Origin of the sequence: Sphaerochaeta sp. PS (genome assembly GCF_032144095.1) — a bacterium.
Taxonomy (GTDB): Bacteria; Spirochaetota; Spirochaetia; order Sphaerochaetales; family Sphaerochaetaceae; genus Sphaerochaeta.
Genome location: NZ_JAVSNJ010000001.1, coordinates 232,491 through 247,034, shown reverse-complemented (window position 1 = coordinate 247,034; position 14,544 = coordinate 232,491). Strand labels below are relative to the sequence as shown.

Below are 14,544 nucleotides of genomic sequence, written 5' to 3'. Positions count from 1 at the left end.
TAATTACTCATCGTGGACGAGATAAAAGCTTGATAAAAAAAGAACATTGAAACCAAAATAGCAAAGATTCCAATCAAAATAAAAAATAACTCTCATAAATTATTCCTCCGGCCTAAAGTATACCATGCAAACAGAAAAATAAATTAATAAAGTCTCCCCTCTAGTTCTTAATAGATTATACTATTAATTAGCAAGAAAATATATGAGTTAAACCTATGTTAACACTGGAAACATGAGAAACTTAAAATATTATTAGTAGATTTTAATTAAAATTCGCGTTCCAACACAAACCGTATGATAGGCATAGGATTTTGTATCCTGAAAACTACCAGCCATTTCCACCTCACCTATGCATCCCCTGCTGGGAAGATGGATTCCTTGTTGCATTCTGTTTGTATGTATCGTCAGATTTGTTAGCATGGAAACAGCATATAGGTTCAACCAATCTGGCTCATCGTTTCATTTCTCGCTCTTTCATTTCCTTACACGTGTATTGACAAGTAACCAACTAAACGCATAAGGTTAATTGTGGGAAATAATTAACAGTCAGATGCTGGTTAGTTCCCAGAAAGACTCTGTATGGTTGACGACAGAGATCAGCGAAACTTCTACAACCAATTTTGGGAATACCGAAGAAAGTAGTGTAAAAAGGCACCATGGTTGCAACCATACATCTGAGCCTTTGGATAGCAAAAGCATAGTCAAACACACAAGCATTCACTTTCTACAAAGGAAAACTGCCCGTATGATTCCTGATCACTACATGGCTCGTAGGTGAGTGCCTTTGAATGAATACACAAGCGTACAACTTCTGTATCCAAAACCAAAAAATTGGCGGTCACATTTTTGTAAGACAGAGGGAAAATACCTCTGAGGGATTACCAGCACTGGCATGTCTAGAGTAGCAGCTTTAAGCGCAGTCAGTTTCAAAACACCCTGATAGGGTTGCAATACAAGAAATTATTTTTATGTCTACTGCAAGTGGATCTTGTTTTTGCGCTTGTCCTCCTACTGGAAAAATACTGAAAATAAAGAAGAAAAATTATGAAAAAGACATTGCTTACTGTAATGATCATCCTCCTTGCAACCGGGGCCCTATTCGCTTCTCAAAGCTGGATAGGCCTACAGGCCACTGGCTCCTCTGTGAAAGAGACCTCAACGTTTACCATCTTAGGGGTAACAACACCAGAACAGGAACATACTGCCACCCTTAGCGGTGTGAACATCGTAGGTACCATCTATCCGGGCGATTCTTCCATCGGAATTGGATTCCAAGCTGGTTCTGCCAAGACGATAGAAGATAAAAGAGGTTCAAGTGACCAAGATGTATCAGACTATCCGTTAACCATGAATGCTGGTGTTACTGGAACATTCAGGCTCAACATGACAGAAATGATCGCATTTGAACTTGGGGCAGGACTCCTGTATGAACGTATAATCCATACCTATGACGTTTTCGGCACTGACGTTGTGACTTCCCTTGATACTCTCAGTCTCCTGACATCGGCTAATCTTGTGTTTCATCTGTCAGATTCTCTGGCTCTTGTGGGAGGTATCGGCGTTGCATTCCCGCTTACCACTACGGCTAAGGCCACCAACGGAAGTGTGGACTATGATAAAGAGTTTGAAGTCAAAGGCTATACAGCTACTGCCAAGATCGGAGTTGCTCTAGGTTTCTAGAATCACCAATGTATGCTCATGGTGTAACAAAACACAAAAAAGAGACCACACACCTATTGGATTTCTCCGAGGGCGTGGGGTCTCTTTTGTTGACGCTACACCATGGTTGGCGAGCCAACACCTCTATCCCATACCAAGAACTATCATGTAAGGCTTTCTGCCATCGTTACAATTCCAAGGCCCTACAAGGACTGGAGGTAGCACAATCACTCTTGCTGTATCCCAAATATGTACATTGGCTATTCCATCGGTAAGCCAAAAATTTGAGCATAAGCTCCAATAGGAAAAGCTACATGCAATTTATGGGGTCGATCTTTTTCTTCTTCCTGCAAAATCCTTCTCTACTGCATCCTTCCAGTTGTCATCAATGCCCTTGCCGCTTCTCATGGAACTTACAGAGTTTTCCAAGGCCTTGAAGTTGACCGTTACCCCAATAGAATCGGCAAGGTAAGAAGCTGTGCGGTTATGGGCGATGCCCATGGAAGAGGCTGCCTGGAAGGCATCGATGTTGGCCCCCAGGAAGATGAACTCCCAACCACGGCTTTCCTTGCACTCCTCAATGCGAGTGCGGATCTGAGCCAGGGTGTAGTCGCTGCTTGAGTTCTCCTGACCATCGGTGATGATGACAAACAGGACTGAGGGGACCTCTTTCTGTTCCTTGGCGATTCTGTCATAAGAAAAGGCATCGATCGTGCGCCCGACAGCATCAAGAAGAGCTGTCGTTCCTCCCACCTCATACTCCTTTTCCGTCAGGGGTTTCACTTCCCTGATAGGGACCCTGTCATGCAGCATCGTATAGCGATGGTCGAACAACACGGTGGTGACCCTGGCTACCCCCTCTTCCTTCTTCTGGGCTTTCAGGAGGGAGTTGAATCCTCCAATGGTGTCGCTCTCAAGGCCTACCATCGATCCGCTTCTGTCAAGGATGAATACCAGTTCTGTATCTTTTGTTTCCATACTGCCTACTCCTTTCTTTGTAAGGTGTAGGCAGTATAGGAAGAACCTGACTGTAGAAGGTCACCTACAAAGCGACATTTACGAGCCAAGCAGGGGCTGATTATAGGAGAACAGCACCTGGTTGATCTCGTGGATGTCATAGCGTTTATTAGTGATGTAATAGTCGATGATGATGTCAAAGACGTAGCTCTGGCTCAAGGAAAAGCCAGCCCGCTCCAGAAGGTCCTTCGTCTCACCACGATTGAGGTGCAGCGAGATGGCAAAGGCCAGGACGGTCTTCTTCTTTGGTTGGTAGGAATCATCGCTTCGGATCTTGGAAAAGTGCTTTCGGTCGATGTTGGCCCCTTTGTAGACCTCCACCTCATCGAGTTTCTTCTCCTCTATGAGGTGAAACAGCTTGCGGGAGAAGGATTCCTGGGCATTCTGTATGACCTCTTCCAGGTGCTTGCTTGGGGCGACCTTACAGCAATACAGCACTTCCCCACCAAAGGGATCCAAGGAATCGGAGGCGATAGGTTGCTGTTCTGCAAGGTATGTTTCCAGTTTGGGGTCCTGTCCTTCCCTATCCCTGACAAAGCTTTCATGGAAAAGGACCAGGTATACCGTCAACTCATGGTGCTTGAGGAACTCAAGGATGGCCTTGATGGCTATGGCATAGGCCCTCTGCTTGGGATAGCCACAGATGCCGGAGGAGATCAGGGGGAAGGCGATGGATGCAAGGCCCTTCTCCTGCGCCAGGTGAAGGGCTTTGGCATAACAGGAATAGAGAAGGTCATCCTCCCCTTGGCCTCCTCCCTGCCAGACAGGCCCCACTGCGTGGATCACAAACTTTGCAGGAAGGGAAAACCCAGGGGTAATGGCCACATCTCCTGTGGCTACAGGAGAGAGGCGGTTGCACGCCTCTTGCAACGCTACAGCACCAGCAGCCGTAAAGATGGAGTTACATACACCACCGCCTTGTAGCAGCTCCCTGTTGGCTGCATTGACGATGGCATCAACCCTGCGCTTGGTAATATCACCTTGGGTCAGCAAGAATGGCATCGGCTTTCTCCTCACCACCATTCTATCATGGAATGAAGGAAGGAGGGCATGAAAGCTTCTGTTGGCAACGAGGCCTACAGCAAGAAAGAAGCGTTTCCAGACCAGCCAAGCTGGTACGTACTGACCTATTTTTGCCAACTATTCTCAGGATGGAAGGGCTCTACTGATTCCACCCTTCTCGTTTCAGAAGGGCATCAAGACCATTGAGCAGGGAATCGAGATACAACAGCAGGTCCTTCTGCCCGATATGAGCCACTACCTGCTCAATGGAGGTTTCAAGGCCTTCTGGTAGGATGGGGCAGGTTTTCCTGGCCCATGCCACAAGCTTCTTCTCCCCAGGATGTGTCTGGCCATTGATGGCAAAGAGAATGTCAAAGTAGCTTGCAAGCAATGCTGCAGTCCGATGGGCCTGGCTAACCAGGTCATTGCGAATGATCGCATGCTCGATCTGTTCATAGTAGGAGGCCATCAGCTTGGTGCGAAGCAAAGGGTAGTTCTTCCTAAGGATGGCTTTGGCCAACTCCTTGGGATAAGGAGTATCCAACAGCTTCTTGAGTTGGGCAAATCTTCCTGTGTGGTCACAGAGAATCGTGGAACTCTTCAGGTTGTGGATGAAGGCGGTGCTGTAGCCAACAGAGGCATGATGGTGCTGCCAGACCCAGGAAACCTGCTCTTCTGCCCATTGGAGGCTACGGTACATGATGTCCACAGCTGTCCCATCCCTGAGGAAGAGCTCATCGCCTTCATCGAAGAAGCTGTTGCCTACTTCTGAGCTTGAAGCAAAGAGAGCTGCCATCTCGCGACGAACTTCCAAGCCAAGAGGTTTTTCCCCGTAGACATACAGGTCATAGTCGGACATGGCATCGACTACCAAGCCGGTACGGGAACCTGAGAGGACCAAGGCATCAACACCTTCAGTGGTGCAGAGCCAGGAGATAAGGGTGTCTATCATAGGGATGATAGTGGCATAGAAAGGGGGAATGGTGAAGGGTTATAATCAAGACAACCCTTCTTACAATCAAATAGCTACATCAGACTGATAATTGAGCCCAAGACTCAGCTTAGTTGAGATTATACTTTTCTTAAAACGGTCAAGAATAATTAGCAAATAGTAATACACTCTATTCTTTTTATCCTTTCTTCAAGAAAAACCTCTCATCCCCTTCTCACAATTCTCAAGACTTCTTTCTTTTAATCACCTTCTCAGCAGTTACTTGGACACCTAACTCTAAATAACACCACCCAAACACAAGAAAGGCCCTGTCCAGCAAAGGTACAGGGCCTATCAAGGAATCTCGTATCGTGTCAGTTGCAGAAAGTCTTTCGCAGGAACTTGGCACCTTCACGTGCAAGCTCATCCTGGGATGGGGCAAGAGGCCTCCAGATCGAAGCTGCCTTGGCAATCTCTACAGCACCTGGGGTGAAGGACTCAATGACAACCACCCCGTTGTACTCAATATCCTTCAAGGCAGAGCTGATCCCAGCCCAATCCTGATGCCCTGTTCCCGGGGTACCCCGGTCATTCTCACAGGCATGGAAATGGCCAAGCATGCCCTTTCCCAGTTTGCGGATTGTTGCAGGAATGCTCTTTTCCTCAATGTTCCCATGGAATGTATCGATATGGATCTTGTACACAGGGCTATTTACATCGTGAATCAAGGTAACCGCCTGGTCCACTAGGTTGATCATATCACTTTCGAACCGGTTCAGAGGTTCGACACCAATGGTAATGCCACTAGCCTGAGCTGTTTTGGAGATGTCACGAAGGTTCTCGACACACCATTGCCACTCTCGCTTCTTCTGGTCCTCAGATATCATCCTCGTTTTTCCAACTGAGGAATAGACAGGACCCGAAAACAGGTTGCTCCCGATTTTCTCTGCGAATCGGATTCCTTCAAGGATGTAATCCTTTCCAATCTTCCGTATGGCTGGATCTTCATGCGAAATATCACGAGAAGGCCCAAAGGCCCCGCAAACGGTTGCTTCCAGGCCATTGTCATCAAGCATTTTCTTCAGTAGCCGTGCATCGATTATCGATGCATCATCCAATGCGATCTCGATCACATCATATCCCATCTCTTTCACTTTTGGCAGAAGGTTGAAGTTCTCACTCCTAAAGGGGGAAACCCAAACCCACGTATTGATTCCAATTCTCATACAGTCCTCCATAGTCAAGGGACTGGGACACATGCATTCGTGTCCCAGCCCAGAAGTTCATGTTCTCTCAATGGCATCGAATCTATTTATAGGAAGGGTTTTCCTGGAAAATAGGATTCTTGATATCAAAGATGAAGGCATTGGAATCTCTCTTCTTCATGTAGTCATCATGGAAGAAGGGAACCAAGGAATTCACATCGATATTGCGCTTCTCATAGGGAGTTACATATACGTAGACAGCCTTCTTGTACGGCTCTCCTGCAAAGTAAGCCTTGATCTGCTGGTAAGCAATGTCAGCCTCGAGCGTTGCAGTCTCGTTGACATCCATGGTTACGGTTCCATCTGTTACCCATTTCCATGATTTCTCCTTACCGTTACTAGAGCCGAGCCAATATTTGCTAGGATCAAGACCAGCTTCAAGCATTGCCTGGATAGCGCCGGCCATCATCTCGTCATTGTGCACATATGCACCATCAAACCCATTGGGTCCCAGACTTGTTATAGCATCCTGCATAACTTTCTTTGCAGGGTCAGCAAACCAACCACCTGATCCCCAGAACACAACCTGCAGGTCCTTGCCACCGGCACCCTTGACGCCAACATTGTTGAACAGGTTCCCGATGTCTTTTCCCGCTTCCTGATAGGATTTCAAAAAACCCTCAGTCTGTCCGGAAGCAGTACCTTGACCAAGTTTTCCCTCGATCATGATAAGTTTCTTGACATTGTGCTCCATTGCCGATTTTCCGGCCATCTCGCCGATCAACACCCAGTCATACCCAGCAAACCCTGCAAGACCTGGTTCATTTGGGGGATTGTGGGTAAGGTGGAATTCAGGAATCCCTGCAGCCTTGGCAAGCTTCAACGTCTGTGAGGTGGTTTCCGGCGAGTTCTGAACCACTACGAGGGCATCTACACCCTGGGTAATGAAGTTCTCGACAGCTGCCATCTGCTCAGGAGCGGTACCCTGTCCAACAACATCCAAAACCTTCCAACCTTCCCTGGTTGCCAATGTTTTGAACACATCAAATCCGGCTTTATAAAAGTCGTCTGACGCATCCATGTAATAACCGATTACCTTTTGGTCTTCTTTTACGCCTTTGGCAAAGACCATTCCACTCAGAGTCAAAAGAACCAAAAGAATCACTAATACCTTTTTCATACTTTCTCCTTTTCGAAATCCGTCATTTTGCATGGAAAGCACAGTATATGCTCCATATTCACTACAAACACTTCACGTAAACGATGCCCTTTCCACCTCCTTCTCAAAATTGCATGCTCCTCACGTCTTGCTAGCCATTTGCTGGAGTTCTCTCCTCTTTTTCCTGAACTCAGTAATCTTCAAGGAGATATCACCAGCCGAAACAGATATGATTATCACCAAGCCCTTTGCCAGAAACTGTACTTCCGAGGGAAGGCGGAGAAGGTTCATGGCATTGCCGATCGATCCCAGGAAGAAAATACCGATCAAGGTCCCAACAATATTGCCCTTTCCACCACTGAGGGCGGTACCTCCAATGACAACCATGGCAATGGTATCAATCTCCAGATTCTCACCGAGGGTGATGATTCCCGTGTTGATACGGGCCAGAAGCAGCACAGCCCCTATCCCTGTCAGCAAACCCTGGATCATATAGACGGAGAGCCTCATGTTCTTGACATTGATACCCGCAAGGTAGGCAGCATAGGGGTTCGTGCCAATGGAATATATCCGTCGCCCATACTTGGTGTAGGAGAGCATCAGGCCTCCTATGAGGGCGATGACAAAGAAGATCAGGACATAGGGCGGCAGGCGCAGATCAAGTCCTGTTACAGGATCCTTCGTCCCTTCGATGAGGTTCCTGGTAAGGAAGTTCAGCTCACCTTGCATCACAACCTCACGCGAATGGGAAAGCAGCAGTGCTATCCCCTGAAACGTTATCATCCCCCCAAGGGTGATGATGAAGGGCTCTGCCTTCGTTCTTGAGATGATGAACCCCATGATAGTTTCCAGCACCACAGCCGACATGATGCCCAACAGGATAGCCATGGGAACCCCAAGGTTCCATTTGGAAATCCCCAGAGCAGTAATGATGGAAACCAAGGAGGCCAACATACCTACCGACAGATCAATTCCACCGGAGATCATGATCAGCGTCATGCCAACGGCGATGATGCCAGGAACACTCACCTGTTGGAGAATGTTCATGATATTGACAGGACTGATGAAGGTCGGGAACTTACCGATGCCAAAAAGAATGAGCTGCAGCACTATGATCAATGCAATAAATCCCAAGAAAATCAGGAGCACAGTACCATTCTCAAATCTCCTGAAGAAAAGGTTCTTCACTCTATTTCCTGATTTCATCTGTTTCTTCGTAGTCATACCGTATCTCCAATAGAATAGGTCAGAATATTCTCTTCTGTTATCTCGTTACCGACAAGTTGCCCAACCTGTTCACCACTCTTCAGCACTATCACCCGGTCACTCATGGAGATGACCTCAGGCATGTCAGAGGAAACCATCAAAATAGCCATTCCTTTCTTGAGCAAATCGACCATCACCTGATAAATCTCCTGTTTTGAACCTACATCAATTCCATGTGAGGGTTCATCAAAGATGAAGATTTCTCCACCAGTATTGAACCATTTGCCCAAAACCACCTTCTGTTGGTTTCCCCCGGAAAGATTCACTACCCGAGTCTGGGCATCACGAGTCTTGATATTCAGCAACTCTATGAACTTCTGCCCGGATGCATGTGTTTGGCTTGGCTTGACCACAAACCCCTTCGTGTTGATCAGGTTTGCCACGATTACATTCTCAGCCACCGACTGGGGAAGAAACAACCCGGTATTCTGCCGGTCCTCGGTGATGAAACACATCTTGTTCTGTATCGCATCCTTCGGTGAGGAGTGCTTAACCACACTACCCCGTATCCGAATTTCGCCATAATCCAGCTTTGCGCTGCCGAACAATACATTCATCAATTCTGACCTGCCCGAGCCGGCCATGCCGGCTATCCCCAGGATCTCCCCCTGATGCAAATCAAAGGAGACATTCCTGACACCGTTTCCAGTCAAGTTCCTTACCGAGAGGACAACATCCCCAACAGGGACCTTTTCCCGAACATAGAAGGTAGAGGGGTCACGACCCACCATATCCTTGATAAGCATGTTTTTCGTGAGGTTTGCGATAGGATACATGCTTATCTTCCGACCATCCCTGAGGACAGAAACGACATCCCCAATCTTGAAGACCTCTTCCAGGTGGTGTGAGATGTAGATGACACCAATGCCATCATTTTTGAGAGTCCTGATGATTTCCAGCAGGGTATCAATTTCCTGGGATGAAAATGACGCAGTCGGTTCATCGAGGATGATCACATTGCTCTTGAACACCAGGCCCTTGGCAATCTCGACAATCTTCTTCTCGCCGCTGGTGATGTCGCTTACCCTGGCATCGGGAGAGAGGTCACTCTTCAGATATTTGAGGATAGCCTCTGTCTGCTTCCACATCTCCTTCTTCTGCAGGATACCCCTTTTGGTAATTTCAGCACCAGCAAAAATATTTTCGACTATACTGCGGGTGTTGAAGGTTATGTGCTCCTGGTAAATTGTCTGGATCCCCATCTTGATGGCAGTATGAGGGGTAAGGACAACTTCCTTCCCATCAAAAAAGATCTTCCCACCTTCATCGGGTTGGTATGCTCCCGACAGTATCTTGATGAGAGTAGACTTGCCTGCACCATTTTCCCCACACAAACAATGGACTTCTCCTCGATTCAAACTAAAGGAAATATCCTGTAAGGCTTTGACGCCGGGGAAAGTTTTCGAGATGTTTTCCAACCGTAAGATTTCACTCATCTACTTTCTTCCTATACAAACCATCGAAAGCTACTACATTTCATCGTTTGGAATAATCCGGAACATCCACCCTCTCTCCTCCCTTCAAGGCGGACATGTGTGCACAAATTCCGACTGAAGTCCAGTTTGCCGATTGCTCGACGTTGGGGAAGGGGTCCCGATTCTCCAAAAGTGCCGATACGAACTCATGCACCAGATGGGGGTGCGATCCACCATGGCCACCACCTTGCACAAAGGAGAGATGGTCCTTGTCAGCTATCCCATGGGTAAACTTCTGGATTTCCTGGGGAAGAAGATACCCATAGTCGGGAACCTCGACCCGCTCTGCAATCTCCGGCTCAGGTTTCTTTGCCGTATGGAGCACAGGCTTCTCTCCGGTGATAAGCTGCCACTCGAAGGATTTTTTCGACCCATAGACATCGATGCTCTCACGGTACTGGCGGGCAGTATCCCAGAGGAACCTCCACAGGTGGGCTGCAACATCGGAATCCTTGATCTTGATATGGCAGGACTCAACTGCAAAGCTGCTGCCAGACCTTCTGGCGCACTCTTCATTGATGGCCCCTGAACCAAAACAGCTCACATACTCGGCCAGGCCATCCACCATTGCCAACAGGGGGCTAACAACATGTGTGGCATAATGCATGGGGACCATGTCCTTCCAATAATCAGGCCACCCTTCCATATCCTGGGGATGCGAAGCCTCCAGGTATTGGATCTTCCCAAGCTCCCCATTGCTATACATCTCCTTTATGAAGAGATACTCCCTGCTGTAGACGACCGTCTCTGCCATCATATACTTCAAGCCGGTCTCTCTGACCAGTTTTACGATTTCCTTGCACTCCTCAAGGGTGGTTGCCATAGGTACGGTACAGATGACATTCTTTCCTGCCTTGAGGGCAGCAATGGTTTGTGGAGCATGGCTGGGGATAGGGCTATTGATATGGACGAAATCAATATTCGGGTCTGCAAGCATCTGGTCGAATTCCGTATAGCGCGAAGCGATGCCATACCGGTCACCAATCTCATCAAGTTTGCTCTTTGTGCGTTGACATATGGCTACAATCTCGGCATTCGGATGTGCCTGATAGATTGGAATGAACTCTGACCCAAATCCTAGACCTACTAGACCAACTTTTACTGTTTTCATATATCACCTCGCTTGCATTCTACAGTAAGTATAAATTGGTTCTAGGATTAGCAAATGAATATTCACGCTAATAACTTGAGAAATTTCACCGAAATTCAAGCAAAAGCATTGATTATTTTCCCAAGGAATAGACTTTGCTCCTCACTTCCGGCCCGATCTTCACGATATCGGGGACACCAAGGAAAGCGGGAGGTGGTGGCAGATACCCCACTTTCTCCGGATATGGCAGGTGAGGAAATGGCGTGCAGACAAGAAACACTCTGCATCATTTTGGAGGATTTTTAGTCATGAAGCTAGATTGCCCAGAGTTGCTATCTTCTTGACTGGTCGCGGAATTCCTTGGGGGTCATCCCCGTTTCCTTCTTGAAGAATACACTCAGATATTCAGGGTGCTGGATTTCCAGTCTCTCGCTTATGTCGAATAGTGAGAGGTTCGTTTCTGCCAACAGATCCTTCACGGCATTGACCCTCACCCTCAAGATCTCCTGGTGGGGTGTCCTGTCCAATGCACTTCGGAACCTTGTCTCAAACACGCGCCTCGACATGGGAATGTCAGCAAGCACATCCTCGACACGAATATTCTTATGGGCATTTGCCCTGATGAATTTTATGGCTTGGGCAATAAGCGGGTCGCTGACTGCAATCACATCGGTAGAGACCCGTTTCTCAACGCCCAACGGGGCTACCGATAGCTTTTGAGACTGCAATGTCTCCCCCTCCATTAAGCGGTCAAGCAATCCTGCTGCAAGGGAACCCGTCAATTCACCATCGGGCATCACGCTCGACATGCTGGGGGTTGCCAAGTCACAGAGCAACTCGTCATTATCTACCCCGACAACAGCAATGTCCTCGGGAACCCTGAAATTGTAGTACCGGCAGATTTCCAGCAACTGTTGCCCGCATCCATCATAGCATGCAAAGATCCCAACCGGTTTGGGCAGGTTGCTCAACCACTGCCGGATCCTTTCACGCTGGGTCCACCATCTGACCCTTGGCTCGGTTCGCTGGGGCAAGTTGAAAACCATCGGGTTGGGAACACCAACCGGCACAGCCATCAACTCCTCAAACTTCTGTTGCCGCCACAATGACCAGTTATAAAAAGGGTCGCCGAAAAAAGCAAAATTCTTTAGCCCACAATCCTTCAGGTGGTCCATAGCAAGCTTTGTGATCATGGCATCATCGGTTTCCACCCAAGGGATTCCTTCAATCTTACGTGCAGCACTGACATCGACAGTGGGGACATTCATATCTTTAATGATATGGGCCATCAAATCGGTTTCGATTCGTGCAATGACCCCGTCGAACTTCCAACTTCCAGCAAAAGATTCATCTATCTCATGGCGACCATGCTCAGTCAGGTAGAGGGTCCACCCCTTTCGGGCTCGGGCATATTCATGGATACCGTGGAGAAGTCCCCGGGCATAGGCATTCGAGGTTTCAACGATGACCGCAATATTCTTCTCATACTTCACCGAACAACCTCCATCACCAAAAGAATCCTCATCACCATGGTAGTCAGGGTGAAGTCGTTAACTAAGTATACATGGTGAACTCCCAAATATAAAGCTGGTTTATGCATTAGGTTTTATTCCTTGTCATAAAAAAGGTTAGAGCAAGTATACCATCTTGTGGGAAAAGGAACCGAATCTATGGCTGAAGTGTGACCACCCAACCCCCAGGGCAATGGGTATAAGCATGACGGGTATCCTCCTCCCTCAAACTAACAGACTATTCATCCTCCTTGAACACTTTTCTCACACATGGGAAGTAAGGTTTGGTCAACGTTTCAAATATGGAGGAAACAATGAAAAGACTCTTGGTCATCAGCATCATGTTGGTAACGCTCTTGCCTCTTGTGGCAGGAGGAAAGACAGAACAGAATACAACCACAGCCACTGTGAACAACCTAGCCTGGCTCGAAGGGCCTGGGGTTGGAGGCCTTCCTGAAGTAAACCCCCTCAAGGTCAGCGGCAGCATCATCACAGCAGGAAGTTCCACGGTATTCCCTCTCTCGGAGCGAATGGCCGAGAGGTTCAAGCAGGAGGGATACAGTGGGGCCATCACCATCGATTCCATCGGCTCCGGTGCAGGCTTTGAACGGTTTACCGTAGCTGGGGAAACCGACATAGCCAATGCAAGCCGTCCCATCAAGGAGAAGGAACGCGCAAATGCACAGGCCATCGGACGAAAGCCCCTGGAGTTCCGCGTCGGCACCGATGCCCTGTCAGTGGTGGTAAGCAAGCAGAACACCTTTGCCAAGAATGCCACGAAGCAAGAGTTGGCAAAGCTCTTCAGTACAGCCAACACCTGGTCCGATGTGAACCCTGCATGGCCCAACGAAGCAATACAGCGATTCATCCCCGGCACCGACAGCGGCACCTTCGACTACTTTGCAGAGGAAATCTTCACAGCCAAGGCCGAGCCAATGCTCTCAGCCAACAACCTGCAGCTCAGTGAGGATGACAACATCCTTGTGCAAGGCATCAAAGGAAGCCCCTATGCCATCGGCTTCTTCGGATATGCCTACTATGCAGAGAACGCAGGAGAGCTCAACATTCTCGATATCGAGGGAATCCAGGCCACCTCAGCCAATGTCGACAACGGAACCTACCCCCTTGCCCGACCACTCTTCCTCTACAGCGACGCCTCAATCATGCGCAGCAAGCCACAGGTTGCAGCCTTCATAGACTTCTACCTCTCCTACGTCAACGAAGAGATCACCCATGTCGGCTACTTCCCTGCAAACGAACAAGAACTGCAGAAAGGCCGTGCGCTCTGGCTAGAGGCGATGGATGGAATACTTTGAGATGAAAGCTCCCCACCCATTCGGAAGAAAAAGGAGAGTGCATGAAAGGGTCATCGAAACGACGCTGTTCATCTTTGCCTTGCTCTCGATCCTCATCACTGTCGGAATAGCCGTCATCCTGGTCAGGGAGTCCTTTTTGTTCTTCTCTGACCCGGCTGTCCGGCTGCTCGATTTCTTTACCGGCAAGGTGTGGCAGCCCATGATCGGACTCTTTGGCTTCTTGCCCCTGCTGAACGCCACCATGACTACCAGCATCATCGCTATAATCCTAGGGGGCCCTCTTGGCCTGTTTGTAGCGATCTACCTTGCCGAGTACGCGTCAGAGCGAACAAGAGGCATCCTCAAGCCAACCCTGGAGGTACTTGCAGGCATCCCTACCATCGTCTACGGATACTTTGCCCTAACCTTCATGACCCCACTGCTACGCACCCTCTTTGGAGAGACAAACGTGGAGATATACAATACAGCATCGGCAGGCCTGGTGATAGGAATCCTCATCCTGCCGATGATCGCAACGATGGCAGAGGATGCCCTCGTCTCCGTCCCCAAGGAGCTGCGACTCGCCTCCTATGCCCTGGGGGCGACCAAGATCGAGACCACATGCAAGGTCATCATCCCAGCAGCCCTCAGCGGCCTGTCGGCTACCTTCCTGCTCGCACTCTCGCGGGCCATCGGGGAAACCATGATCGTAGCCCTTGCCGCAGGGGCTGGGCCGAAACTGACAGCAAACCCCTTCAAGGCTGCAGAGACCATGACCGGCTACATCGTACGGATAAGTGGAGGGGATGTGAGCTACAACTCGGTAGACTACAACAGCATCTTCGCCCTTGGTCTGGTGCTGTTCGTCATCACCTTCACCCTGAATCTGGTCTCACGAACCGTCTCGGGCCACTTCCACCAGGAGTATGATTGA

The 14,544-nt window shown here is 48.7% G+C and carries 12 protein-coding genes; 3 read left to right on the top strand and 9 right to left on the bottom strand.

Translation table 11 applies throughout. The annotated features are described in order from the left end of the window. The first annotated feature begins 1,044 nt into the window (after nt 1-1,044). Entirely contained in the window at nt 1,045-1,680 is a 636-nt protein-coding gene (locus tag ROJ03_RS01215; protein WP_313725160.1) for a hypothetical protein, read from the top strand. A gap of 300 nt (nt 1,681-1,980) precedes the next feature. Here the strand turns inward: ROJ03_RS01215 and ROJ03_RS01210 are convergent, their stop codons facing one another. The 9 genes from ROJ03_RS01210 to ROJ03_RS01170 form a co-directional block, all read right to left on the bottom strand. Continuing rightward, nucleotides 1,981-2,637, bottom strand: a complete 657-nt coding sequence (locus tag ROJ03_RS01210; RefSeq protein ID WP_313725159.1) for a VWA domain-containing protein — start codon at nt 2,635-2,637, stop codon at nt 1,981-1,983. 78 nt (nt 2,638-2,715) lie between these two features. Next, complete coding sequence (locus tag ROJ03_RS01205; protein WP_313725158.1) at nt 2,716-3,678, bottom strand: macro domain-containing protein; 963 nt, start codon at nt 3,676-3,678, stop codon at nt 2,716-2,718. Nucleotides 3,679-3,838: 160 nt separating this feature from the next. Beyond that, nucleotides 3,839-4,630 (bottom strand): hypothetical protein, encoded by a 792-nt coding sequence (locus tag ROJ03_RS01200; RefSeq protein ID WP_313725157.1) that lies wholly within the window; start codon nt 4,628-4,630, stop codon nt 3,839-3,841. Nucleotides 4,631-4,983: 353 nt separating this feature from the next. After that, complete coding sequence (locus ROJ03_RS01195; protein ID WP_313725156.1) at nt 4,984-5,835, bottom strand: sugar phosphate isomerase/epimerase; 852 nt, start codon at nt 5,833-5,835, stop codon at nt 4,984-4,986. Between the two features lie 82 nt (nt 5,836-5,917). Then, entirely contained in the window at nt 5,918-6,994 is a 1,077-nt protein-coding gene (locus ROJ03_RS01190; RefSeq protein ID WP_313725155.1) for a substrate-binding domain-containing protein, read from the bottom strand. Nucleotides 6,995-7,114: 120 nt separating this feature from the next. Continuing rightward, a complete protein-coding gene (locus tag ROJ03_RS01185; protein WP_313725154.1) occupies nt 7,115-8,197 on the bottom strand; it encodes an ABC transporter permease in 1,083 nt (360 codons plus the stop codon). Continuing rightward, nucleotides 8,194-9,675, bottom strand: coding sequence for a sugar ABC transporter ATP-binding protein (locus tag ROJ03_RS01180; RefSeq protein ID WP_313725153.1), 1,482 nt, complete (start codon nt 9,673-9,675; stop codon nt 8,194-8,196). The genes ROJ03_RS01185 and ROJ03_RS01180 overlap by 4 nt, the downstream gene beginning before the upstream one ends. 40 nt (nt 9,676-9,715) lie before the next feature. After that, nucleotides 9,716-10,825: a Gfo/Idh/MocA family oxidoreductase gene (locus ROJ03_RS01175; RefSeq protein WP_313725152.1), complete on the bottom strand. Its 1,110-nt coding sequence runs from the start codon at nt 10,823-10,825 to the stop codon at nt 9,716-9,718. Nucleotides 10,826-11,136: 311 nt separating this feature from the next. Further along, complete coding sequence (locus tag ROJ03_RS01170; RefSeq protein ID WP_313725151.1) at nt 11,137-12,297, bottom strand: DNA-binding transcriptional regulator; 1,161 nt, start codon at nt 12,295-12,297, stop codon at nt 11,137-11,139. A 332-nt stretch (nt 12,298-12,629) separates the two neighbouring features. Between ROJ03_RS01170 and ROJ03_RS01165 the strand changes: the two genes are divergently transcribed. Both ROJ03_RS01165 and pstC read left to right on the top strand, forming a co-directional pair. Then, nucleotides 12,630-13,631 carry a PstS family phosphate ABC transporter substrate-binding protein gene (locus ROJ03_RS01165; protein ID WP_313725150.1) on the top strand — a complete coding sequence of 334 codons (1,002 nt, stop codon included), beginning with the start codon at nt 12,630-12,632 and terminating at the stop codon, nt 13,629-13,631. Between the two features lie 37 nt (nt 13,632-13,668). After that, on the top strand, nt 13,669-14,544 hold the full coding sequence (gene pstC / locus ROJ03_RS01160) for a phosphate ABC transporter permease subunit PstC (protein ID WP_313725149.1): 876 nt from the start codon (nt 13,669-13,671) through the stop codon (nt 14,542-14,544).